Origin of the sequence: Bacillus sp. OTU2372 (assembly GCF_038440275.1) — a bacterium.
In the GTDB taxonomy this organism is placed as follows: Bacteria; Bacillota; Bacilli; order Bacillales; family Cytobacillaceae; genus Neobacillus; species Neobacillus bataviensis_B.
This window is the reverse complement of the sequence record NZ_JASATK010000008.1, coordinates 88,965-113,769: the sequence shown is the minus strand read 5'-3', so window position 1 is coordinate 113,769 and position 24,805 is coordinate 88,965. Positions and strand designations below refer to the sequence as shown.

General features: G+C 39.1%; 27 protein-coding genes. 8 read left to right on the top strand and 19 right to left on the bottom strand.

Going from position 1 to position 24,805, the window contains the following annotated elements; all coding sequences use genetic code 11:
* Positions 1 to 138: 138 nt before the first annotated feature.
* Positions 139 to 840, bottom strand: coding sequence for a GntR family transcriptional regulator (locus AAHB15_RS14975; protein ID WP_342042713.1), 702 nt, complete (start codon positions 838 to 840; stop codon positions 139 to 141).
* 699 nt (positions 841 to 1,539) lie between these two features.
* Positions 1,540 to 2,025, bottom strand: coding sequence for a hypothetical protein (locus AAHB15_RS14970; protein ID WP_342042712.1), 486 nt, complete (start codon positions 2,023 to 2,025; stop codon positions 1,540 to 1,542).
* 269 nt (positions 2,026 to 2,294) lie between these two features.
* Between AAHB15_RS14970 and AAHB15_RS14965 the strand changes: the two genes are divergently transcribed.
* From AAHB15_RS14965 to AAHB15_RS14955, 3 genes are all read left to right on the top strand, one after another.
* Positions 2,295 to 3,011, top strand: coding sequence for a HoxN/HupN/NixA family nickel/cobalt transporter (locus tag AAHB15_RS14965; RefSeq protein WP_342042711.1), 717 nt, complete (start codon positions 2,295 to 2,297; stop codon positions 3,009 to 3,011).
* 244 nt (positions 3,012 to 3,255) lie between these two features.
* The gene (locus AAHB15_RS14960) at positions 3,256 to 4,203 is read left to right on the top strand and encodes an L-lactate dehydrogenase (RefSeq protein WP_098531249.1); all 948 of its coding nucleotides are present in this window, start codon (positions 3,256 to 3,258) and stop codon (positions 4,201 to 4,203) included.
* 30 nt (positions 4,204 to 4,233) lie between these two features.
* Positions 4,234 to 5,475, top strand: a complete 1,242-nt coding sequence (locus AAHB15_RS14955) for an MFS transporter (RefSeq protein ID WP_335573373.1) — start codon at positions 4,234 to 4,236, stop codon at positions 5,473 to 5,475.
* A 111-nt stretch (positions 5,476 to 5,586) separates the two neighbouring features.
* Here the strand turns inward: AAHB15_RS14955 and rpiB are convergent, their stop codons facing one another.
* The 11 genes from rpiB to AAHB15_RS14900 all read right to left on the bottom strand — a co-directional run bounded on the left by rpiB (position 5,587) and on the right by AAHB15_RS14900 (position 15,981).
* Positions 5,587 to 6,054 carry a ribose 5-phosphate isomerase B gene (gene rpiB / locus AAHB15_RS14950; protein ID WP_335573374.1) on the bottom strand — a complete coding sequence of 156 codons (468 nt, stop codon included), beginning with the start codon at positions 6,052 to 6,054 and terminating at the stop codon, positions 5,587 to 5,589.
* A gap of 28 nt (positions 6,055 to 6,082) precedes the next feature.
* Positions 6,083 to 6,229, bottom strand: a complete 147-nt coding sequence (locus AAHB15_RS14945) for a GapA-binding peptide SR1P (protein WP_342042710.1) — start codon at positions 6,227 to 6,229, stop codon at positions 6,083 to 6,085.
* A gap of 69 nt (positions 6,230 to 6,298) precedes the next feature.
* Entirely contained in the window at positions 6,299 to 7,255 is a 957-nt protein-coding gene (gene pfkA, locus AAHB15_RS14940; RefSeq protein ID WP_335573376.1) for a 6-phosphofructokinase, read from the bottom strand.
* 65 nt (positions 7,256 to 7,320) lie between these two features.
* Entirely contained in the window at positions 7,321 to 8,652 is a 1,332-nt protein-coding gene (locus tag AAHB15_RS14935) for an MFS transporter (RefSeq protein ID WP_342042709.1), read from the bottom strand.
* 355 nt (positions 8,653 to 9,007) lie between these two features.
* Complete coding sequence (locus tag AAHB15_RS14930) at positions 9,008 to 9,718, bottom strand: FadR/GntR family transcriptional regulator (RefSeq protein ID WP_342042708.1); 711 nt, start codon at positions 9,716 to 9,718, stop codon at positions 9,008 to 9,010.
* 68 nt (positions 9,719 to 9,786) lie between these two features.
* Positions 9,787 to 10,545 (bottom strand): SDR family NAD(P)-dependent oxidoreductase, encoded by a 759-nt coding sequence (locus tag AAHB15_RS14925; RefSeq protein ID WP_342042707.1) that lies wholly within the window; start codon positions 10,543 to 10,545, stop codon positions 9,787 to 9,789.
* Positions 10,546 to 10,569: 24 nt separating this feature from the next.
* The gene (locus AAHB15_RS14920; RefSeq protein ID WP_342042706.1) at positions 10,570 to 11,523 is read right to left on the bottom strand and encodes a transketolase family protein; all 954 of its coding nucleotides are present in this window, start codon (positions 11,521 to 11,523) and stop codon (positions 10,570 to 10,572) included.
* The gene (locus AAHB15_RS14915; protein WP_335573381.1) at positions 11,523 to 12,374 is read right to left on the bottom strand and encodes a transketolase; all 852 of its coding nucleotides are present in this window, start codon (positions 12,372 to 12,374) and stop codon (positions 11,523 to 11,525) included. Before AAHB15_RS14915 ends, AAHB15_RS14920 begins: the two co-directional genes overlap by 1 nt.
* A 225-nt stretch (positions 12,375 to 12,599) precedes the next feature.
* A complete protein-coding gene (locus tag AAHB15_RS14910) occupies positions 12,600 to 13,931 on the bottom strand; it encodes an MFS transporter (protein WP_342042705.1) in 1,332 nt (443 codons plus the stop codon).
* 119 nt (positions 13,932 to 14,050) lie between these two features.
* Positions 14,051 to 15,076, bottom strand: a complete 1,026-nt coding sequence (locus AAHB15_RS14905; RefSeq protein WP_342042704.1) for a zinc-dependent alcohol dehydrogenase — start codon at positions 15,074 to 15,076, stop codon at positions 14,051 to 14,053.
* Between the two features lie 215 nt (positions 15,077 to 15,291).
* Complete coding sequence (locus AAHB15_RS14900; RefSeq protein ID WP_342042703.1) at positions 15,292 to 15,981, bottom strand: FadR/GntR family transcriptional regulator; 690 nt, start codon at positions 15,979 to 15,981, stop codon at positions 15,292 to 15,294.
* 245 nt (positions 15,982 to 16,226) lie between these two features.
* Between AAHB15_RS14900 and AAHB15_RS14895 the strand changes: the two genes are divergently transcribed.
* Positions 16,227 to 17,141, top strand: a complete 915-nt coding sequence (locus AAHB15_RS14895) for a nuclease-related domain-containing protein (protein WP_342042702.1) — start codon at positions 16,227 to 16,229, stop codon at positions 17,139 to 17,141.
* Positions 17,142 to 17,715: 574 nt separating this feature from the next.
* On the opposite strand, the gene AAHB15_RS14890 is transcribed toward AAHB15_RS14895, so the two are convergent.
* The 5 genes from AAHB15_RS14890 to AAHB15_RS14870 form a co-directional block, all read right to left on the bottom strand.
* A complete protein-coding gene (locus AAHB15_RS14890) occupies positions 17,716 to 18,093 on the bottom strand; it encodes a hypothetical protein (protein WP_342042701.1) in 378 nt (125 codons plus the stop codon).
* Complete coding sequence (locus AAHB15_RS14885) at positions 18,094 to 18,387, bottom strand: hypothetical protein (RefSeq protein ID WP_342042700.1); 294 nt, start codon at positions 18,385 to 18,387, stop codon at positions 18,094 to 18,096.
* Between the two features lie 28 nt (positions 18,388 to 18,415).
* Positions 18,416 to 19,093: a PspA/IM30 family protein gene (locus AAHB15_RS14880; RefSeq protein WP_342042699.1), complete on the bottom strand. Its 678-nt coding sequence runs from the start codon at positions 19,091 to 19,093 to the stop codon at positions 18,416 to 18,418.
* Positions 19,094 to 19,095: 2 nt separating this feature from the next.
* Positions 19,096 to 19,503 (bottom strand): hypothetical protein, encoded by a 408-nt coding sequence (locus tag AAHB15_RS14875; RefSeq protein ID WP_335575311.1) that lies wholly within the window; start codon positions 19,501 to 19,503, stop codon positions 19,096 to 19,098.
* Positions 19,504 to 19,648: 145 nt separating this feature from the next.
* Positions 19,649 to 20,413, bottom strand: coding sequence for a sulfite exporter TauE/SafE family protein (locus AAHB15_RS14870; RefSeq protein WP_098531266.1), 765 nt, complete (start codon positions 20,411 to 20,413; stop codon positions 19,649 to 19,651).
* Positions 20,414 to 20,746: 333 nt separating this feature from the next.
* On the opposite strand from AAHB15_RS14870, the gene AAHB15_RS14865 reads away from it, so the two are divergent.
* The 4 genes from AAHB15_RS14865 to AAHB15_RS14850 all read left to right on the top strand — a co-directional run bounded on the left by AAHB15_RS14865 (position 20,747) and on the right by AAHB15_RS14850 (position 23,689).
* The gene (locus AAHB15_RS14865) at positions 20,747 to 21,475 is read left to right on the top strand and encodes an amino acid ABC transporter ATP-binding protein (RefSeq protein WP_335575312.1); all 729 of its coding nucleotides are present in this window, start codon (positions 20,747 to 20,749) and stop codon (positions 21,473 to 21,475) included.
* A gap of 14 nt (positions 21,476 to 21,489) precedes the next feature.
* Positions 21,490 to 22,296: a transporter substrate-binding domain-containing protein gene (locus tag AAHB15_RS14860; protein ID WP_335575313.1), complete on the top strand. Its 807-nt coding sequence runs from the start codon at positions 21,490 to 21,492 to the stop codon at positions 22,294 to 22,296.
* Between the two features lie 79 nt (positions 22,297 to 22,375).
* Entirely contained in the window at positions 22,376 to 23,014 is a 639-nt protein-coding gene (locus tag AAHB15_RS14855; RefSeq protein ID WP_335575314.1) for an amino acid ABC transporter permease, read from the top strand.
* A 12-nt stretch (positions 23,015 to 23,026) separates the two neighbouring features.
* Positions 23,027 to 23,689, top strand: coding sequence for an amino acid ABC transporter permease (locus AAHB15_RS14850; protein ID WP_342042698.1), 663 nt, complete (start codon positions 23,027 to 23,029; stop codon positions 23,687 to 23,689).
* A 443-nt stretch (positions 23,690 to 24,132) separates the two neighbouring features.
* On the opposite strand, the gene AAHB15_RS14845 is transcribed toward AAHB15_RS14850, so the two are convergent.
* Positions 24,133 to 24,558: a CBS domain-containing protein gene (locus tag AAHB15_RS14845; RefSeq protein WP_144565798.1), complete on the bottom strand. Its 426-nt coding sequence runs from the start codon at positions 24,556 to 24,558 to the stop codon at positions 24,133 to 24,135.
* Between the last annotated feature and the right edge of the window lie 247 nt (positions 24,559 to 24,805).

Below are 24,805 nucleotides of genomic sequence, written 5' to 3'. Positions count from 1 at the left end.
ATTTGTAACGATTGGGGGGACTAGGACCTTCGTCCTCCTGCAAATTTACTGCATACTAGTATACAAGTTAAACTATAAAAATAAGCACGTTCATTTCTGATGATTCTGTTGATTAAACGTACTTACTATTATCCTGTTTTAGTCTTTGAAAAAATGAGGATATTTTTCAATAAGTGTCTGCGTACTATCCTCCAGCCAACGGATATGGCTGGTTAACAGTTCCTCCGTCTTCCTGGCATCATTCGTTAAAATCGCTTCAAAGATCGCCTTATGCTCATTGACCAGCTGCATAAAGTGTTTGGTCTCTTGTAATTCCAAATATCTAAGGCGATTTAGATGGCCCCTCATTTGATTGATAATGGAAATTAACGTGGCATTGCCGGTGCTTTCGAGTATGGTATAGTGAAATTGTTCATCGAGTTGCAGAAAGAGTTCGAAATTATGGTCTTCCGCCATTTTCTTTTGGTTTTCTAGAATATCGACGATTTGCTTATGAAGGTTTTGGTAAATAGGATTATTTTGATCCCATTTTTTCGCCACTTCCTTAAAGGCACTCACTTCCAAGCTCACTCTGACAAAACGAGCCTCATTAATTTTCTTTTTTGATAAGTAAGCAATTCGATTCCCGCGCTGAGGTTGGACTTCAATTAATTCTTCTGCCAATAACCGTCTAAAGGCTTCTCGTATCGGTGTGCGGCTTACTCCTAATTGATTTCCTAGTTCCGCTTCAAATACCTGCTGCCCTGGTTCAAATTGCAAAGTGACGATAGCATCCCTTATTACCTGATAGGCATGATTGGATAATGTCTCTCTTCCTGATGATATATTTTGTAAGTTCATGTCCCACCCAACCTTTTATGTAACCGCTTTAAAGTGATTATACTAGTATCTTGTATACAAGTCAACAGCGTATCTATTATATAGAATAAATATATATTAAAATGACATTCTAATCTGATATTTTAGCGGTTTTGAACCCTTTTTATCTAAGGGACTCTTTTTTCCTCTGCTCGGTAGATAATGGCATCCATTGGCTACCCTGGGAGATCTTTTTTCTCCTGCTCGGTCGTCAATAGCGTCCATTGGCTACCCATAGGGCTCTTTTTTCTCCTGCTCGGTCGTCAATAGCGTCCATTGGCTACCCTGGGAGATCTTTTTTCCTCAGCTCGGTCGTCAATGGGGTCTATTTACTACCCTCGGGGATCTTTTTTCTCTTGCTCGGTCGTCAATAGCGTCTATTGACTACCCTAGGAGATCTTTTTTCCTCTGCTCGGTCGTCAATAGCGTCCATTGCTACCCTGGGAGATTTTTTTTCCTCTGCTCGGTCGTCTATAGGATCCATTGACTACCCTCGGGGATCTTTTTTCTCCTGCTCGGTCGTCAATAGCGTCTATTGACTACCCTGAGGGCCTCTGCTCGGTCGTCAATGCTGTCCATTAACTACCTTGAGGGCGTATGTTTGGAGGCGCCTTTCCTTCTAGGTTGATTCCTCTTCATAACAGAAAGAGCTGCCGCCGCAGCTCTATTCTATAAGCAAGACTAATCCGACTTGCACTTTATCAACTTACGATGAAAAGGTAGTAAAAAGGCAAATACAACAAAATACAAAGGAATGGAGATAAAGAAACTCCAGCCATGGGGTTTCATATAACCTACACTCCTCATCCCCCATTCAATTAAAGTTGATATAAAGGTGAAAATAATCGTTAGTTTCCACTTATTTGTCTTCTCTAAGTAATTTAAATAAATAACTGAAAGGGAAGAAGGAATGAGGCTGTAACTTAAAAACTCTCCTATTCCTGCGAAATTAGGATTACCGAAATCAACAAGATCGATCATTTCACCAAATAAAGAATCAGAAATCCAAGCAAAATAACCAACGATCCCAAAAGTAACATAAAATTCTCTCCAACCAATCTCTTGCTTGGGCATAAAAAGAGCATATATAAACAATAGCAGCGAGAGTAAGATTGGCAGCCAGCTTCCCTGAGCATGTAAATCTAAATTCTTTGTAAATGAATCCAAAATACTCACCTCATGCTTTAATATCCCCTAATTCAAGGTAAATATTTCAACTCGGCAGCTACCATAAGAGAGTCCCTTTCCATGATCCGAGAAGAACCTTTTAAAAAGTTCACAACTTCTAGAACAGAAATTCGATAAAAAAAATATTAAGTTTGTCTGGTAAACAAATTATTGGATCTGTGCTATAATTTTTCCGATTAGCTATTTTAGCATTTTTCATTACTAGAATTCATACCTTAAAAAAAGTCTTTACTAATTAGGAGGAAATTATGGAGATAGGTTTTCTATCCATTCTAGCTTTAGGATTTGTTCTCGGAATCAAGCATGCCATCGAGCCCGATCATGTTATCGCTGTTTCTACCATTGCCAGCCAAAGTAAAAAATTATTCAAATCCACTCTAGCAGGCGTTTTCTGGGGAATTGGCCATACAGCGACATTATTCATTATTGGAGTAATCCTCATTTTAATGAAGGGGGAAATACCCGAAAAATGGGCGATGTCATTAGAATTTTTAGTAGGAATCATGCTTGTCTACCTTGGTTTAACCACTCTACTCTCTTTAAAAAATATCCACCTTCACCAGCATGAACATGACGGGGACGAGCATAAACACCTCCACTCCCATTCTCATAGCGGAAAGCATCAGCATAAACACCAACATCAAAATGTTTCATACCTGAAATCCCTGTTTATTGGTTTAGTCCATGGTCTAGCCGGAAGCGGTGCAATGGTCTTACTAACGATGAGTACAGTCAAGAGTGTTTGGGAGGCGGCTGTTTATATCCTAATATTCGGTGCAGGTACCATTTTGGGTATGCTTTTCTTTACCACGATTATTGGGATACCTTTCGTTTTTAGTGCTAAAAAACGCGTGCTAAATCAAACCCTTACCCGGCTGACAGGTGTCATTAGCATCGCTTTTGGGATGTATTACATGTACAACTTAGCAGTAACCGAGGGATTATATAAACTTTGGTTACAGTAGTTCATAAAGAAAGTCCTTTTCCTTTGTATAGGAGGAGGACTTTTTCAATGGGTATTTTTCAGGGAACCGTCCCCCCCGCTACTTGTAAAGGCTTTCAACAAAAGGTTCATAGTAACGTCACATTTATTGTGAAAAACTTCACAATCGGGTGATATACTAACATCGTCAAGTTATTAATTAATCATTACATCCAGAATATAGCTTATATCATTTTATTAATTTCATATAAAAGGGAGAGAACATCATGGAAAACAGAAATAAGAAAGTGAATCGAGTAGTTTTAATTGGAACAGGTGCAGTCGGATGCAGCTATGCCTATTCAATGATTAATCAAGGAGTAGCAGAAGAGTTAGTGCTGATAGATGTGAATGAGGCAAAATCAGAAGGCGAAGCAATGGACCTCAACCATGGAATCCCATTTGCTCCATCCCCTATCAACGTATGGAGCGGCTCTTATCAAGATTGTGAAACTGCAGACCTAGTTGTTATTACAGCAGGATTGGCTCAAAAGCCAGGTGAAACCCGTTTACAATTAGTCGAAAAGAACACAAAAATCTTTAAAGAAATTGTAAAAAACATCATGGCCAGTGGCTTTGACGGCATCTTCTTGGTCGCAACAAACCCTGTCGACATCTTAACCTATGTGACTTGGAAAGAATCTGGTCTCCCAAAAGAGCGAGTGATTGGTTCTGGTACTGTCTTAGATTCTGCACGTCTCCGCTTTGCGCTTGGCCAGCATTTTAACATGGACACACGAAATGTTCATGCTTATATCATTGGTGAACACGGAGATACAGAACTTCCGGTTTGGAGCCGCGCCTCAGTAGGTGTGGAAAGACTTGAAGAACTTCCCGCCGAAAAACTAAACAAAGAATGCCTAGAGCAAATTTTCGTTAACGTCCGTGATGCGGCCTATCATATCATTGAACGAAAAGGCGCTACCTACTATGGTATTGGGATGTCTCTTGTTCGAATTACAAAAGCAATTTTAAATAATGAAAACTGTATCTTAACTGTATCTTCTTATCTAGATGGCCAATATGGACAACAAGATGTGTTTATCGGCGTTCCAGCTGTCATTAACCGTGGCGGAATCCGCGAAGTTATCGAAATCGACTTAAATGAAAAAGAAAAACAGCAATTTAATCACTCAGTTACTGTATTAAAGGAAACAATGAAACCTGTAATTTAAATAGACTCTTTGCCAGAGATGAACTCTCTAATGAAAGCAGATGAAAATATGGAAACGATAAATCATACCAAAAAAGGTTATTTTATGATGGCGGTTTTATGGCTGGCCTATGTAACCTTTGCCATGAACTGGGTGGCGGGTTCTTCCTTAACACCGCAAATAACCGAAACATTTTTCGGTGGACCGGTCAATCCGATTATTTCTCAATTAGTGAACTATTCGATTACGACAGCGCGTGTATTTGCCAACATTTTAGCAGCAATAGTACTCATGAAATTAGGACCAAGAAAAGCAGCAGGCACGGCGATTGGCCTGTTAATGATGGGGCTTGTCGCGATTTATCTGCCTAATTATTGGGCCTATACAGTCGCTCGGATGGTCATGGCCGTAGGTGGCTCGATGGTGATTGTCTACATGAACCCAATCGTTGCCCACTATGTAAAAAATTCAAAAACAAAGCTGCGCATTAATGCGGCCAATACGGTCGCCTATAATGCTGGTGCCTTTATTGTGGCTGTTTTATTCACGGTTTTTGCCAAGCAAATGGTGGCCAACTGGCGTGTAACTTTAACGTTTTTTGCTTCTTTAACGATTTTGTTTTTTATCGGCTGGCTTTGGAAAGCGGAGAACTTTGAGACAAAAGAAACGGGTGAAAAAACAGAAAAGTATGGTTACAAAGATGCGCTCAAGGATGGATTTCTCTGGCGCTATGGCCTGGCGTTTGCTTCCTTTTTAACCTTGTATGTCTTATCGCTCGTGAGCTTTAAAGCGATTTTTGACCAATATACATTGTTAAATGGATCAGTGACGAACCTGTTAATTTCAGGGTTCGGCATTCTCGGTACATTTGCCGGTATTACAATCGGGAATAAAGGAGTGCCTAGGAAGCCAACCCTTCTGTTCTCAGGAATTGTTATGGTAGGATCGTTTGCCCTTGCGATTGTTTTCGCTAATAAAATTCCGCTCCTATCTTATACGCTTATTTCGATTTCTGGATTTGCGATGTATATCCAGTACCCAATCTTTTTGAATCTCCCTCATGAATTAAAAGGGATGACACCACAAAGATTGACAATTATGTTCGGATTATTTTGGGCCATTGCCTACGCAGGCCAAACCATCGCAACAATTATTTGGAGCTTTATCCTAGGCTCTTCCGGTTACACACCAGCCATGATCTTCTTCATCGCTGCCTCCAGCTTGTACATCTTCCTAGTCGCGACCTTCCCGGAAACAAGACAGAGGGAAGCCGCTGCAAGGAAAGCAGCATAAATGGGTGCATGGGGACGGTTCTTGTGCTTCGAAATTAGAATACATGCTATAGAAATAAAGGAACTTAAATGCAAAACCCCCTTCGCCTAGTAAGCGAAAGGGGGTCTGTTTTTAACTTTGGAGGAAGCAAGAGAACCATCCCCCCGCTTCATATTCCGTTATTTTATTGATACGATTTGCGTGCCTGCCGCCTTCAAAGGGGGTTGTTAACCATATTTTCGCGATATCGCGGGCTAGGCCCGGACCGATGACACGCTCTCCCATCGCTAAGATATTGGAATTGTTATGCTCTCTTGTTGCCTTAGCACTAAACGTATCGTGCACCAGGGCACAGCGTATTCCCTTTACTTTGTTTGCCGAAATACTCATTCCAATCCCCGTGCCACAAATTAAGATACCTCGTTCTACTTCACCACTTGCTACCTTTTCCGCAACAGGTATAGCATAATCTGGATAATCAACAGAGGTGTCACAATCACACCCTAAATCTAAGTACTCAATTTTCATCTCTTCTAGCAATGAGATGATCTCATTACGAATATTTATACCACCATGATCAGATGCAATCGCTACTTTCATTGTACTTCCCTCCAACAGTCCATTAACGTTAATCTTCTTTCTTCTCCCCGGAACAATCCTCACACATTCCATACCACGTTTTAACGCCTTCTGTACTTTCAACAGTGTCAATTACTTTTTCACACACTTGACATATAATCGTACCTTGTTTTTCAATTAGTTTCTCGCCCATCATTCGCTTCCCCCTTAACTTTTGTTAAATAAAAACCTATTAATCCACGCAACAATAAAGGGATATACTTTTCTAACCTAAAAGCTTTTCTAGTAATCTATATTTATCCTGCTTATCCGCTATCTCGGAATTTACGCAGCCAAGTTCTTTATGAATAATTTTATTTTCTTTCATCCCAACAGCTAGACCCGAATATCCATTCATCAACAGTTCCACTGCCTTAACGCCCATATTACTTGCTAATACCCGATCAAATGCAGATGCATTTCCCCCTCTTTGGATGAACCCTAATGAGGTAGTTCTTACACTAATGTTTAACTTCTTTTCAATGTAGTTCTGCAAGTCCTGCAAATCATACATTCTTTCGGTAACGATGACGAGATTGTCATTTTTTCCACTACTCATTCTTAAACGTAATTTTGAACAGATGGAATATAAATCTAATGGTCTTTCTGGAGTAGAGATGATTTCTCCTCCACCTGCTAAAGCAGAATATAAGGCTAAATCGCCGCAATATCTTCCCATCACTTCGACAATCGTTGTTTTATCATGAGAAGAATCAGTATCCTTAATTTTACCGATACACTCCAATACCGTATTTAAAGTGGTATCAAATCCTATTGAATAATCTGTATAAGCTAAATCATTGTCAATGGTTCCAGGTATTCCGATCACATTTATACCTAGTTTATGTAATTTTTCGGCTCCTTTTAAAGATCCTTCCCCACCTATGACAATCAAGGAATCTATATCCAGATTTTTCAATATATTAAAAGCTTTCTTTCGTCCTATTTCCTCCATGAATTCTAAGGATCGTGACGTTTTTAAAATCGTGCCGCCACGATCGGCAATATCTTCTACCTCTTGGGATGTTAATTTATGAATTTTACCATCAATTAAACCCTGGAATCCGCCCTGTATTCCCATTACTTCCACATGATAGTGACTTGCTGCTTTTACGACTGCCCTTATAGCAGCATTCATTCCCGGGGCATCTCCGCCACTTGTTAGGACCCCTAGTTTTTTCATGATCAATACACCTCATACACGATATCAATTTATATAAAGTTTCAATTTAGTATAGTTAGATTTTCTTAACTTATTTTTTTTAGTTTTTTTTCAAATTTACTACTCTTGACTTTTCCTGACTGTTTTACCAAGAAAACAATAATACAAGAACTTATAATCAAACTCACACCTAAGAAAATCATACTAATATTAAAGGAACCTGTTGTATCTTTAATATAACCCACAATGTAAGGTCCGAAAAATCCACCAAGATTTCCCACACTATTGATAAGGGCAATGGCGCCTCCAGCTGCAGCTCCAGTCAAGAAAGAAGGTGGAATGGCCCAAAATGGAGCGTATGCTCCAAATGCCCCACATAGTGAAATGGTTAGAAATACAAATGATAAGATAATGCTTGCATTGGCAATATAGCTGCTAACAATCATCGCAATAGCACTTATGGTTAAACAAACAGCAACATGCCAGCGTCTCTCATTCTTCTTATCTGAATGGTTGCCAACTAGAATCATCGTCACCATGGCACAAATATACATAGGAAATAAAATCCAGCCCATACTTTGAGTGCTAAGAGATATTTTTTCAGATAAGCCTTTTGAAATTGTTGGTAAAAACATGTTAATTCCGTAATATCCAACCATCCAGCAAAAATATCCGGCTGATAAAATGAGAACGTCACGATCTTTTAAAGCCTGCAGGAAAGTGTAGTGTTTCACCTGCTGCTTTTCAAGTTTCTCTTTTGTTGTAACGTCAATTAACCATTTTTTCTCTTCTTTGTTCAACCAATTTACTTTTTCAATTTGATCGTCAAGATAGAAATAACATATAACACCCAAGATTACAGATGGAATAGCTTCAGAAATAAACAACCATTGCCATCCTGCCAAACCAAACCAGTTAACGTTTAGCAAGTAAGTACATAATAGAGCACCTATAGCATTTGTACTTGGTATTGCCACCATAAATCCGGCAATCGCTTTTGCATGATGTTTCGTTTGATAAAAACCGCTTAAATAAGATACCATACATGGATAAAAACTGGCCTCAGCAACACCTAAAAGAAATCGTACTGTATAAAATTGTATGGGAGTATGGACGAAGGTTTCTAAAAAGGCAAGGATGCCCCATGTAACCATGATCCTGCTAATCCATTTCCGCGGTCCAATTTTAGCCATCATCGCACTGCCCGGTACCTCTAAAAGGAAATATCCAAGGAAAAAAATTCCGGCCCCGAATCCGAAAACAGCATTCGAGAAACCTAAATCATTGTTGATTTGCAGGGCAGCATATCCAATATTCACCCTATCAAGTACAGATATCGAAAAACATAGAAATAGAAATGGAATTAATCTTAACGTAACTTTTTTAGTGGTTGAACGCTCTAGTGCAAGTTGATCCAAAATAATTCCCCCTTATGTTGTTGTCCCTTCCTTATTCCAAGCCATCATCTCATTAAAGGTTACAGGGAATTAAATTCTCCTTGAAAAGATAGTTCCCCTAAGAAAGATTTAAAATTACTAGTATTTAAACTTTTGTAAACCCATACATCAAACGCTTCCAAAAAACTTCAAACTGACTTCTTCAACACAAATAGATATGGCGACTCTCCTATTCTTCTATTATATATATAAAATTTCTGCGTAGCCGCTCCCTATACCTTTTGTCTACTTGTATACTAAGTTCCCTTTTTCGCATTAAGTATATCCTCGCATGTAAGGGTTGTCAATAAGATTTAGGATTGAAAACTTAATAGGTCTAATCCTTCCAATAACGATCATATAAGTTTTTCATATGTTTATTCATGACTTCGACTGCTTCTTTTTCGTTATGATCCTCAATGGCTTGTATAAGTAGTTGATGCTCCTTAAAATTAGTGTCTCGATAATCCGATCGAGTGACAGTTCGATCTCGAATAAATTCCCACATTTCTTGTTGTTTCATGGCATTACTTATAGCCGCCATAATGTTAATAAATAAGTCATTATGGGAGGCCTTTGCAATACTAAAATGTAATTTGTGGTCTGTTTCTGGTACATAAACACCAGCCATGGTTTCTTTCTTCATCTCTTCGATGGTCGAATGAAGTTCGTCGATGTCTTCATCAGTTGCTCTTTCAGCTGCAAATTTTATAATGAGAGGCTCTATAGTCATCCTTGCTTCCACAATATCTTCTGGGGATATCGATTTAAAAAAAATAGCGGATTCAGAATGATCAGGTGTAATCTGATTACTTTTCACATAAACTCCTTCGCCTTGACGGGAATAGATAATTCCATTCAATTCTAATGCACTTAGGGCCTGGCGAATGGGAACACGGCTTACACCAAATTGTTCACACAGCTCTCTTTCGGCAGGCAGTTTATCACCTTTTTTATATGAACCCAATTCTATTTCAGAAAGGATTTGATGATAAATTTGCATATATAATTTCTTACTAGCCACTGGATTAAAATTAATATCAACCACTCCTCTGTAGTGTTCATTGAAATTACACAGGCATTCCTAACTGGAATGCCTGTACAGTAAGGATAAAATTAATCCATGTGTGACCCGCCATTGATATCAATTTCTTCTCCTGTAATGTAGGATGCTTCTTTTGAAGCTAAGAAAGCAATCGTTGCCGCAATCTCTTCAGTCTCACCTGGTCTTCCCATTGGAATTCCGTCGATCACTTTCTTTGCTTCATCTTCAGGAAGGGACTTCCAAATGTCTGTATTAACAAGACCTGGTGCCACACAGTTTACAGTGATTCCATCAAGAGCAACTTCACGAGCAAGATTCTTAGAAAATCCTAATACGGCAGCCTTTGAGGCAGAATAGTGCGGTCCACCAAATACTCCGCCTCCTCGTTTGGCGGAAACGGAGGAAAGACTTACGATTCGTCCATACTTTTGATTTTTCATCGTTTTTAGTACGGCTTGGGTGCATAAGAACAGTCCAAACATGTTGACATTAAATACTTTGTTGATGTCCTCTAAAGTCATATCTTGAACGGTTACTTTTTGTGAAATCCCAGCATTATTGACAAGGATATCAATTCTGCCATAGGTTTGTAGAACTTTTTCTACCATGGCTTCATTCGATTCTTTGCTTGTTACGTTTAATTCTACTCCTAAAGCTTTTCCGCCAGCTTCTTTAATCTCATTAACGACTTCATGAACTCCATCCATATTAAGGTCAGCGATAACCACTGCTGCCCCCTGTTTTGCAAGGGTAAGTGCAATTGTACGTCCAATCCCCTTTTTTGAACCACTGCCTGTAACGATCGCTACTCTATTTTCTAATTCAAACATGTTTTCTCTCTCCTCGGTCATTTATTAGTTTTTGAGTAAATTTTTTGCTGTAGTGACAATATTTTCGATTGTAATACCATTAAGCTCTAACAACTTTTCATATGGCGCCGACTGCCCGAATTGATCCTGAACCCCAATTCTTCTCACAATCCCCTTGCCTTCTTCAGCAACTACTTCACATACCGCACTTCCTAGACCATTTAAAATATTATGGTCTTCAACTGTAATGATTTTGCCAATATTTAGACAATCAACGACTGCTTCTCGATCTAGTGGCTTTATCGTATGCATGTCTAGCAGTTTTACAGATATACCTTCTTTTTCTAATTGCTTTGCCGCTTCTAAGGCAAGATAGACGGTGTCACCATTTGCAATAATCGCGAGATCCTTCCCGTCCTTGATCTGCTTTGCTTTCCCAATCGTAAATTCTTCATTTTCATCATATAGAACTGGAACCGTGTCTCTAGTAAAACGAAGATAGACCGGACCATACATTTCAGCTGCTTGTTCGATTAATTTCCTAGTAGAATAATAGTCAGCACCCATAATGACCGTCATATTTGGAATAGTTCTTAGTACACCCATATCTTCAATACTTTGATGACTTGCTCCATCATTCGCTGGAGTAAGTCCGCCATGAGAACAGGCTATTTTTACATTTAAGTTGGGGTAACAAATTTCTTGTCTGATTTGCTCCGCCATTCTTAGTGAACCAAATACTGCGTAAGTGCTTACAAAAGGGATTTTACCTGTTGTCGCAAGTCCTGCCGCTAATCCAGCACCATTTTGTTCAGCTATACCGACATTTACATGCTGATTTGGAAATTGCTTTGCAAATTCTGTCGTCTTGCAAGACTTACCAATATCAATATCAACCACATAAATATTTTTGTTCTTTTTTCCCAATCGTACAATTTCATCTCCGAAGGCTTCTCTGGTAGCTTTTTTGACTACAATATCTTTTTCCATTAAGCTCATTATTTTAACCCCCCTGCTACTTCTTCAATTGCTTTCAAATACTCGCCATCATTAGGAGCAACACCATGCCATCCAACGGAATGTTCCATAAAAGATACTCCCTTGCCTTTTACCGTGTTAAGAACGATACACTTTGGTTTGTCATTTTTAGCTTCGCGAATATAATCTAATGTTTCAACAATCTCTTCCATCGAATGTCCATTGATTCGTCTCGTTTCAAAACCAAAGGCCTGAAATTTCTTTTCTAAATCCTGGTTTGGCATAATTTCTTCAGTTGTACCATCAATTTGTAATCCATTGTCATCCACGAATACAACTAAATTATCTAACTGATACTTAACCGCACTTTGTGCAGCCTCCCAAATTTGGCCTTCTTGACACTCTCCGTCTCCTAACATAGCGAAAACTCGGTAAGTCTTTGAATCCCTTTTGCCTCCCAGTGCCATACCAACTGCACAAGAAAGTCCCTGTCCTAAAGACCCTGTAGAAATATCAATACCTGGACACTTTTTCATATCTGGATGTCCTTGGAACGGAGAACCGAACTTTCTTAACGTGTAAATGGTGTCATAAGGTACATAACCTCGTAAAGCTAATGCTGAATATTGGATCGGACAAACATGCCCTTTTGATAAAACAAACCGATCACGATCTTCCCATTGAGGATTATTCGGATCTATGTTCATTTCACTAAAATAAAGTGCCGTTACCACATCAGCTGCTGATAAGGAGCCTCCCGGATGCCCGGATTGCGCTTCGTGTATCATCGTGAGAGCGGTTTTCCTCATCTCAATCGCTTTTTGCTTTAATTCTTCAATACCAACATTTTTCATACCAGTCACCTCATTCAATTTTGATTAACTTGCTTTGTTATCTTCTTGTCTACTTGTCTACTAAGTTAACTTATGGACTCAGTATATCACCTATCTATTATTTGTCAATACGGATTTTTTATAAAATTAATAAATTAGAAAATTCATATAAACTCACCTTACATATAAAAAAAAACCTTCGGGCAACAAAATATTGTTATCCGAAGGTTTGAGCCGGCCAGAAGCCACAGATTAATTAACTTTTTAACTAGACTTTTCCAATTTATTTTCGACACTCGGCTTTAAAACCTTGCCTGACTGTTTTACTAAGAAAACAACAATACAAGAGCCTACAATCAAACTTATCCCTAAGAAGACCATGCTAGCATTAAATGATCCTGTGAGATCCTTAATATATCCAACAATGTAAGGTCCAAAGAATCCACCAAGATTCCCAATACTGTTAATAAGTGCAATGGCCCCTGCAGCTGCTGCTTCAGTTAAGAAAGATGGAGGAATCGACCAGAATGGTGAGTATGCGCCAAATGCTCCACAAAGGGCGATGGTTAAAAAGACAAATGATAAAACAATACTAGAATTGGCAACCAAGCTGCTAATGACCATTGCAATAGCACTAGTTGTTAAACATGCGGCAACATGCCAGCGCCGCTCGTTCTTTTTGTCGGAGTGGTTACCAACTAGAATCATCGTGACCATAGCACAAACATACATGAGCCCTAAAACCCAACCCATTGATTGAGTACTAAGGGAAGTTGCTTCCGTTAAACCTTTTGAAATGGTTGGTAAAAACATGACAATTCCATAATAGCCAATCATCCAGCAAAAATATCCGATAGATAAGATTAAAACATCACGATCCTTTAAAGCCTGCAAGAAAGTGTAGTGTTTGACTTCCTGTTTTTGAAGTTTCTCTTTTGTTGTAATATCAATTAACCACTTTTTCTCCTCTTTATTTAACCATTTGACATCTTCAATTTTATCATCAAGATAGAAATAGCATATGATACCTAAAATCACAGCTGGAATCGCTTCCATAATAAACATCCATTGCCAGCCCTCCAATCCTAACCAGTGGACCCCCAGTAAGAAAGTAGAAAGTGGTGAACCCAATGCATTCGCACCTGGTATAGCAATCATAAATCCTGCAATTGCCTTTGCATGATGTTTGGTTTGATAAAAACCGCTTAAATAAAATACCATGCATGGATAAAAACTAGCTTCAGCAACCCCTAAAAGAAATCGTGCTGTATAAAATTGCATGGGCGTTTTTACAAAAGCCATAAAAATGGCAATGATAGCCCATGTAACCATGATTCTACTAATCCATTTTCTTGGTCCAATTTTCGTCATAATGGCACTGCCCGGGACCTCTAAAAGGAAATAACCAAGGAAAAAGATACCTGCCCCAAATCCAAAAACCGCATTAGAAAAACCTAAATCCTGGTTCATTTGTAGTGCGGCAAATCCAATATTTACCCGATCTAGTATCGATATTGTAAAACATAAAAATAAAAACGGAATTAATCTTAACGTAACCTTTTTAGTAGTTGAACGCTCTAATTGAAGTATATCCAAAATAATTCCTCCTATCGTTCCCTCTGAATTTATTGCAACCCCTTACATAAAACAGTTTAAAAATTTCTTTATTCTCTTTTTTCTCCATAAAAGATGAAAGCTACGAAAATATGAACCATTTAAAATTTCAATAAAACTTTTATAACATTCTCTAATTTTTGGTCAACTATATTCATAGCATTCTTGATATCATCGATTGGGATAACCTTTGTTATGAACAAAGAGGTATCAAATGAATTAGTGGCAATTGCCTCAGCCGCAATCTCAAAATCCTCTCTCACATACATGTTAGAGCCAATTAATTCGATTTCTTTATTTTGAATGTAAGAAATATCAATTTCTGGTTTTTTTCCAAAAAGAGCAACCTCAGATACTTTTCCGCCTCTTTTAACGATCTTGAAAGAATCATTCAGGACGGATTGAATTCCAACAGCAATAAATACTGTGTCTACTCCTTCACCATCTGTCTCTTCCAATATTCTTTCAACTGCATCCTCATCATTTGTATTAATTGGAGAAGTGGCACCCAGTTTTTTGGCAATTTCTAAATTATAATCCAAAGCATCTGTTATGTAGATCTTGGATGCACCTGCGTTTTTGGCAGCTATCATTAAGCCCAAACCTATCGGGCCTGCTCCGAGAATAGCTATTTTATCGCCGGGTCCTACTCCAGCCTTTCTAACAGCATGAACGCCTACTGCAAGGGGTTCGATTAAGGCTCCCTGTTCATAGGATATATTATCTGGCAGCTTTACAATCGTGTTTTCCGGAACAACGATATATTCACCGAAAGAACCGATCCATTCTTGTGTACCTAACACTCTTTTTTCTTTACAAATATGATAGTTTCCAGCTTTACAAGATCTGCAAACACCACATCCATAATGAGGCTCCACTGTAACTCGATCCCCTACCGAGACCCCCTTGACTTCTGACCCTGTTTCTACAACCACCCCTGCAAGCTCATGTCCTGATATGACTGGTGGGATTCGAAAAGGATGTGTCCCGTGGTAAGCATGAATTTCTGATCCGCATATTCCAGTGACGACCACCTGAATTTTGACTTCATTAGCAAGTTTTATTACCGGTGAACTAACCTTTTGTAAACGAATCGAAAATGGTTTATCGATGACTGCTGCTCTCATAATCTCCTCCTTTTTTAATGTTTTTCATTCCTATTCACTTGTCTTCTTGTTCACTTGTCTACTAAGATGTTATGTATTTAATATACTTTTCTTGTTTTTGTTTGTCAATAAGAAAAATAGGATGATGAAGAAACTTCAGAAAACAAAAAAATTCCCCATTTTTTGAAGGGGAATTTCGAGTATTGGTACTATACAGTTTTGAAAGGTTGGTTCTTCTAATCCTTCCAATACCGATCATATAAATTTTGCATATGGTTCGTCATAATCTTCACTGCTTCTTCTTCGTTACGATCCTCAATCGCTTTAATAAGTAATTGATGCTCTCTGAAATTAACGTCCCGGTAGTCTGGTCGAGTTACGGTCCGATCTCGAATAAATTTCCACATTTCCTGTTGTTTCATCGCATTGATAATAGCAGCCATGATGTTGATAAATAAATCATTATGAGAGGCCTTGGCAATACCACAATGTAATTTCTCGTCTGTTTCTGGTACGTATACCCCAGCCCTTGTTTCGTCCTCCATCTGTTTTATGGTTGAACGAAGCTCCTCTATGTCTTCATCAGTTGCTCTTTGGGCCGCAAATTTAACAATAAGTGGCTCGATATTCATTCTTGCCTCAACAATATCTTCAGGGGTGATGGATTTAAAGAAGGATTGATCAGTCGCAAGTTGATTGCTTTTCACATAAACGCCTTCGCCTTGACGGGAATAAATAATTCCATTAAGTTCTAGAGCGCTTAGAGCCTGTCGAATAGGAGCACGACTTACACCGAACATTTCGCATAATTCTCTTTCAGCTGGCAGTTTATCACCTATTTTAAATGCACCCGATTGTATTTCTGAAAGAATTTGATTATAAATTTGCATATATAATTTCTTGCTAGATACTGGATTAAAATTCATAATATTCACCTCTTTTTACGATTTGTATGTTGTATCCTAAGTGAGTAATTAGACATGTTTAATTATAATGATATTTATTCAAAAGGGCAATGAACTTAATATTTAAAGGTTTAATCCAATTATTAATTTGCCAAATTTCATCCGTTTATTCTATAAATGTTAACAAAGTATTCAAACACTAATTTAGTAATTTTTTATAAGATTGATGTGGAGTAGTATATTAATTATGGGAAAGGAAGTCTGATATGCCTCCTTATAAACAGCGATTGAAGTCACACGAATTGAGGGCCCTGGACTCTTTAAACGCACGAATGGAGTTATCTTCAACAGACAAGCAGCATTATGCTAACCTTGAAAAAGGATACCAGGGAGAGCTGGTCTTTGACGAGTTAACGTCAAGGCTGCAAAATGATTTGTACATTTTAAATGATTTGTGCCTTGAGCATAATAAATCATTTTTTCAAATTGACACCTTAATCATTTCTCAGCAAACGATTTACCCATTTGAAGTTAAAAACTTTGAAGGTGATTATAGATATGAATTAGGAAATTTCTATCCTAAGTTATCTAAGGACGAAATAAAGAATCCTTTGGATCAATTAAAACGCAGTAAATCTCTTCTCCGCCCTTCACTTAAAAATCTTGGTTTTCAATTACCTATTGAAGGTTCCTTAACCTTTGTAAACCCCAATTTCACTTTATACCAAGCCCCATTAAACGAGCCGATTATTCACCCCACTCAGCTTAATAGCCTTATGAAAAAATTAAACGAAGTCCCGTCAAAGCTAACTAACCGCCATAAATTGCTTGCTGATCAGTTAATTTCAATGCATCAAACGGACTCTCCCTATACTCGCTTACCTTCTTATACCTTTAATGGATTGCAAAAGGGAACTATTTGTGCAGTGTGTCACTCGTTAATTTGTTCGATGGAAAGAAGGGAGAAGATTGTGTGTGAAACATGCGGTCATGTGGAAACGGTTGATTCCGCTGTCTTACGGAGTGTAGAGGAGTTATTGCTGCTTTTTCCTGATATGAAAATCACTACTAATATAGTTTATGAATGGTGTAGGGTGATTGAGTCTAAAAAGCAAATTAGTCGAATCCTTAAACAAAATTATACTTTGATAGGATTTGGTCAATGGGCCTATTATGAATAAAAAATAATCTTATATTCTATTAAGTTACTTCGATTGACTACCCTGGGCATCCTTTTTTCTCTTGCTCGGTCATCAATACCGTTGATTGACTACCCAGGTTGCTCTTTTTTCTCTTGCTCGGTCGTCAATAAGCCTGATTGACTACCCAAGTACCTCATTTTTCACCTGTTCGGTCGTCAATAAGCCTGATTGACTACCCAAGTACCTCATTTTTCACCTGTTCGGTCGTCAATACCGCCGATCGGCTACCTAAGTACATATTTTTATACCGACCCGGTAGTCAATAAAATCTATCAACTAACCTTATGCTCCAGTTATTCTTTCATAATATCATTCTATAAGTGTCTAAACCCATTACAAAAAATAGAGCTGTTTTCTTTACGAAAAACAGCCCGATCAATGCGAGATTATTGCCATAATATTGTTTCTAGGTTATCTCTTACTGCTTTAAACTCCCACTAACTGTGGACCAAATTACATCTTTCGCAGCAAGAAGTTGATTTGGTAAATCCAAATCCAAACTAAACGGTAAACTTATAAAATTAAGAGCAAAAAAGTAGCCAGCTAAAACGGTCTATCCAAACAGGATAATACCCAAAACAACAGCTGGGATAAACTTCGTTTGGACCAGTGCCGCCCTCCTCTTCGGATTGCTTCTCGACATAAAAGCTTGTCTACACACATGAACCGCACCAATCATCGATTGAACAAATAGAACCGATGCTAAGAAAATACCAATATGAACGAGTATCGTCTCTAAGTTAACATTGACAGGTAAAACCAAAACATTACCATAACGGATAAAAACCAGTAAAGCCAACAAAACCACAGTTGAAATGCCCCAAAGTACCCCATAGGCGTTGCGAATCCACAACAATAAGGCAACAACACTAAGCCCTAAATACAAATAAATCACCAAATCATAGTGGCCTTTCAATACTAAATAAAGCAATCAAATCGCTGCCACTGAAGCGCCTGTATAACCGGCATACGAGATAAGCGCTCTTTTAAACGGTGATGCAGCACTCCCCGTTGTCTGTCCTGAACCATCCCGATAAAGATGAATTTTACCACCTTCTAGGCAAGCACTGATTACGAGGTTAACTAAGTTATGGAAGTGGGCAAAATAGGACCCTAAAAAGGAAGCACGCTCCCAACCAACGCTACACCTAAATAAATCAAAATCAAGGTTGTAGTATTCAATGTAAATCCTCCTCTCTTTACCAGATAGAAAGAAAAGCACCAACCCTATAAGGCGGTGCTCCTCCCTTGAATTATAATGCGGCCACTTTTTCCTTTTCGCCCTTCAGCTTTTCAAGTTCCTTATTTAACTCTTCATCGCTCACATAATTGTCATATGCTGCATCAAACTGAGCTAATGGAGTCGAAAACTGATTACCCGCCTGCACTTCCGCTTCCATCATGAGGATTTTTTCTTCGGCACGAGCCACTCCTCTAGCAATATCATCCGTATTGAAAGAAACCGTTACTTTCTGGATTTGCTTCATCGACTGAGCCACATTCGCACGTGATGCTAGTAAAATTTTCTTTTGCTGCATTTGGTTATAGGTTTCCTTGAGCTGGTCCAATTTTTCAACAAGGATTTGGGTTTGTCCCTTAATAGAAGCTAATAGGTCTACGTATAGTTGTAACTGGTTTTCTTTGCTGAGCTTTTCTTGTACAGCTAGTTTTGCCATTGCCTCGTCGCCTTGCTCAAGTGCCAGCTTCGCCTGACGAGTACGCTTGTCCACTAATGATCTGGTCTCAGAAATGAGTGCCGCTTGTTTTTTCTCCACAAAAATTTGTCGAGCTAACGCATTCTGACCTTTGACAATTTCTTGTTCCATTTCCCTTGAGTACTCATTCAGCATTGCAATTGGATCTTCAATCCCATCTAGTAATCCGTTAATTTCTGCCATTGTAATTGTTTTTAATCGTTTAAAAATACCCATTTTTATTCATTCTCCTTTTTAGTTAAAATAGTTTTTTCCCATTGGTCCAAAATGTTAGCATTTTGGTTTGTTACCGGTATATGTGAACCTACAAGTGATGTGTCAATAAACTGTTGCATCGAAGAAGCTTTCGATTTCTTTCTTAGCCATCTTACTAGAAGAACTAGAACTGCTAGTCCAATAATAAGGAAGAGCCAAGGGAATCCGCCACCATGGTGAGCACCATTCATCATTTGGTGGCCGCCAAATCCGCCGCCGTGCCCCATTCCACCAAGACCATGTCCACCATGTGGACCTCTAGCAACAAATGCGCTGCTGCCTCCTAATAGAAAGTGGAGTACATTGATTACTAGCACCGTGGAAGCAATGATGACTCCCCAGAAAATACCCTTTTTTGCTTTTGTATTCATCTCTTTTATCCTCCTTTCGTTACCTGATGTAATGAATATTAATAGAGAATGGTGAAAACTTGGTGAAAAGAGAAAAAGATTTCAAAAAAAAGCAAGGGGACGGTTCTTATGCTTCCGAAGCATAAGAACCGTCCCCTTGCACCTATTAGATTAACTTTATCCCACTAACAAAAATCAATACCGCCACCACCGCCCGCAGCGGTCTTGTCGGAACCTTAGCAGAAATCGTACTGCCTACTAGCACTCCAGGAATCGAGCCCATAAGTAAATTCCCTACAAGCATATAGTTAACCGTACCAAAACCAATGTGCAGCAATCCTGCGACTGTAACTAGAAAAAAGGCATGCGTAATATCCGTACCAACCATCTCGGATGTCTTCATTTTATAAAGATAAATCATCGCCACAGCGAACAAAGAACCTGATCCTAATGAAGTAAGTCCAACAATAAATCCAAAGATACAGCCAATAAGGATTGTTAGCCCCTTTTTCTCACTCAAAGGTTTGGCTTGTATGCGATTAGGTCGTAATCTTTTTTCAAAAAACGTTTTGATGATGATAGCGACTGAAACAAATATGAGAACATATCCAAGGGCATTGCGAATGATCTGTTCTTGATTGTGGTAAGACGCTTCAAAGAAATGAAGGGCCCCTATTGCAATCGCGGCACTCGGGATACTTCCAATCGCTAAATACTTAACCATCTGGAGATTCACGGTTTTTTGTCTCCAATGTCCAAACACACCGAACAATTTTGTAATCGAGTTATAAACAAGGTCTGTCCCAACCGCAATCGAAGGATTAACCCCTATTAAAATTAGCACAGGGGTTAGAAGTGCTGCCCCGCCTACTCCCGTTAACCCTACCAAAAAGCCGACCAATAAACCCATTAATGCAATCCCTATACTCATATCTATCTCACGCCCATTCTTAATTCCAAGTATTTATATAGGATTATATAGTTTAATTGTCATCTTGTAAATACAAACTTTTTACTAGATTCTGATTATTCCTCCCTAATGAACGCACATTTTTCGGTTTGCATTTTTTCGAACAATAAAAAAGGAACACAGTCTGCCCTCGTCTCCATTTCATCCGCTGCCACTTAGAACTTATTCTCAGTGCCAATCTGACCTTCTAAAAAAACAAGTAAATTAGGCCTAGTTTAAATAAGACAAGGTAAGAATATAAATTAACGAATCCCGGATTTTCCATATATTATAAGTTTTTATTAGGAGGTCAAAATGATCGTATTTAATCACGTAAATAAGTTCTATGGAGATTTTCATGTCTTAAAAGATATTAATCTAACAATCCATCAAGGGGAAGTCGTAGTAGTAATAGGCCCTTCTGGTTCAGGAAAAAGTACCTTGCTCCGCTGTATCAACCATCTGGAAACCATCTCTGATGGGACACTCACCGTCGATGGGGTATCTGTCAGGGATAAAAAAACAGATATCAATCTGCTAAGACGCAATATAGGAATGGTTTTTCAGCATTTTAATTTATATCCACACAAAACCGTCCTTGAAAATATCATTCTCGCTCCTATGAAAGTATTGGGCCAATCCGAATCAGAGGCTAAGGATACAGCCAGGCATTTTCTCGATAAGGTTGGGATTTTAGATAAGGCTGAAGCTTATCCTTCTCAGCTTTCCGGAGGCCAGCAGCAGCGTGTAGCCATAGCCCGCGGCCTTGCAATGAAACCAAAAATCATGCTTTTCGACGAACCAACCTCGGCTCTTGATCCCGAAATGATCGGGGAGGTTCTAGATGTGATGAAAGCCCTGGCCAAAGAAGGTATGACGATGGTCGTGGTAACCCACGAGATGGGCTTTGCCAGAGAGGTGGCAGACCGAATCGTATTTATGGATGAGGGGCGAATTTTAGAAGAAGCAGTTCCGGCTGAGTTTTATGAGAATCCGCGTGATGAACGGGCTCGTTTATTTCTCAGTCGTATATTAAATCATTAATTGGAGGTAATGGAATGTTCAAAACAAAAACTTTCGTAAAAATGGCAGTAGTATCAATAATGGCTGTCATTTTTCTTGCTGGCTGCGGCGGGGACAAGGACTCTAAGGGCAACAGCAAGGATGTTCTTGCCCAAATCAAGGAACATAAAAAAATCGTGTTTGGAGTAAAAAATGACACTCGTTTGTTTGGATTGAAAAATCCTTCGACAGGTGAGGTGGAAGGGTTCGATATTGATCTTTCGAAGGCATTGGCAGAAGAAATGTTTGGCAAGGATGTAAAGCCTGAGTACGTTGAGGTTACTTCAAAAACCAGGGTTGGCCTCCTCAATAATGGTAAGGTTGATGCGGTCGTCGCTACAATGACCATCACGGATGAACGTAAAAAAGAAGTCGATTTTACGGATGTTTATTTTCAAGCTGGGCAATCCTTACTTGTGAAAAAAGGCAGCAAGATTCAGAGCATTAAAGATTTGAAAAAAGGAACGAAGGTGCTTGCGGTTAAAGGCTCGACCTCTGCGATCAATATTCGTGAGAAAGCGCCTGAAACAACCGTACTGGAATACGAAAACTATGCTGAAGCCTTTACAGCCTTAAAGGCAGGTAAGGGTGATGCCCTGACAACAGATGATGCCATCCTATATGGAATGGCAGAAGAAGATCCGTCATTTGAACTGGTCGGAGGAACGTTCACAGAAGAGCCTTATGGAATCGCTGTTAAAAAAGGCAATAAAGAACTTGTCGATGCGCTGAATAAAGCATTAAAAAGCCTGAAGGATTCAGGAAAGTATGATGAAATTAAGAATAAATGGATTAAAAATTAAGGATTGATACCGGGTTTCTCGTCAGGATGGGCAGAGGGTTTACAGACCTGCTCATCCTGATTCATGAGGAGGAGATCACTTGCTCGATTTCTCGATACTAACAACTAATATAGATTCGTTTTTGCAAGGATTAAAAATAACCATTATTTCCAGTTTAATCGCTTTATTATGCAGCTTTATTTTGGGAACACTTCTTGCTGTCATGCGGATCGCCCCGTTTAAATCTCTTAACTGGATTGGTACGGCATATGTAGAATTTATTCGGAATATACCTGTACTCGTTATTGTGTTTTTCACTTATTTGTCTGGAAACTTTGGCGGGATGGCTGCAGGAACAATCGGATTGACCATCTATACAGCGGCTTTCATAGCTGAAGCAATCCGTGCCGGAATCATGTCGGTTCCAAGCGGGCAAATGGAAGCAGCCCGCTCCACAGGACTAGGTTACGGCCAAGCAATGAGATTGGTTATACTCCCCCAGGCCATCAAGATCGTCATCCCTCCTCTTGGCAACCAATTTATCAATTTAGTTAAAAATTCATCATTGTTAGCAGTGGTCGCAGGTGGGGATTTAATGTATCAGGGGGACCTAATTTCTGCAAAGACATACGTAACTTTTGATACCTATGTTTTTGTTGCCTTATTTTATTTAGTTTTAACCATCCCGTTAAGTCTTGGTGTAGGATTTTTAGAAAAACGAATGGCTAGAAGTAATTGAGGAGGTGCTTAGATGGATTTTCTAGCACCGTTCATTGAAGTATATAAACTGGACAATTTTAAATTTTTGCTCGAAGGATTTGGGGTCACCCTTAAGGTCGCTGCCATTTCAATTGTGCTAAGCTTCATGATTGGCGGTCTTATTGGCACTCTCAGATATGCGCGGATTCCTGTTGTATCTCCATTACTTGCCGTGCTAGTCGAGACGATTCGGAATCTTCCTTTGCTGCTGATCATTTTCTTCGCCTATTTTGCATTGCCTGAGATCGGGATTGAAATGGAAATAACAACTGCAGCCATCGCAGCATTGACGGTTTTTGAATCAGCCATGCTGTCGGAAATTATCCGAAGCGGTTTAAACTCGATCGAAAAGGGACAAATTGAATCAGCACGTGCGTCTGGACTGAACTACATCCAGACCTTACGCTATATCATCTTGCCCCAAGCTCTGAGAAGAATGGTTCCACCTATTGTCAGTCAATTTATTTCTCTGCTTAAAGATACATCGTTAGCTGTCGTCATTGCATTGCCGGATTTATTGCACAATGGACAAATTATTTACGCGCAAAAGGGATCGTATGTGATACCTGTTTTTGTCATTGTAGCGTTCATGTATTTTATCGTGAATTATGCTTTGTCACTAGTTGCACGAAGGTTAGAAATAAAGCAGACGTAAGAAAAGCGCAAGCGCCTTGGTCAGCCCCGATATAGGGCGACTTGTCGACTGGCCAGCAAAAGCAAGGCCAGAGACTAGTCGCCCTTAATGCGTACAGAAAGCAATAGCTTTCTGTAGCCAAGCACAAGACGAGCCGGCCGAAAGGTTGCTCTTTAACCTTTTGGACGGATTGGCCTAAATGTGGAGGCGACTGCCCTGGGACTCTAGGCTAAGACGGCCCCTGTAAGAAGGCGCTTTTTGCCTTCTTCAGGGGATGGCTTATGACTTTAGTCCCAAGGAGCCGCAACTGGATAGGCTTGTGACCTCGAGGGGCTAGGCGCTGGAGCTGGACAATTCTCTATGTAAAACTTTTATACCTTCTTACCTGATAAGAAATCCGGCTCCTTAATTGAGCCGGATTTCTTTCACTTTAAATGAATACTTTGAACTTTCTAAGAAGCGCTTTATTTATTAGGTTCGGATGGAACCGAAATATCTTTAAGGGCTTCCCCGGCCTTTTCACTCGACTGATTATTTACAGCTAAATCACCAAGAGAGACCATTCCCACCAATTTTTCATTTTCCACTATAGGAAGGCGGCGAATTTGTTCGTGGGACATAATTTTTGCAGCTTCCTCAATGGACATGTCTTTGGTACCTTTTACTACCAAATTTGTGATTAATTCAGAAACGGGTGACTCTTCCGAAAGGTCGTTTGCTAATCCCTTTATCACTAAATCGCGGTCGGTAATGATTCCCACTAATTTTTCATTTTCACAAATTGGAATCACTCCTACATCAAGTTCTTTCATCTTAATCGCTACTTCTTTACAAGTACTTTCAGGAGTACAGCTATCAACGTCGGTTGTCATTACACTAGCAACATTCACTTTAATTCCTCCTTTATTACTTCTTATTTGTTTCATACCCGTGCTATTTTATTGTTAAACATTGGACATAATCGGTACAGGCCGCGATACTCTTTTAAGAGTAGGAAAACAAGGGGTATTCTACGTAATTTAGCTATGGATCTACAGAAGTACGAGCGGATTCTACGCAATAAAGGAAGAATTCTACAAAAGTAGGTGAGTATTCTACGAAAATCAGAACTAATTCCACAAAAATTGGAAACAAAAT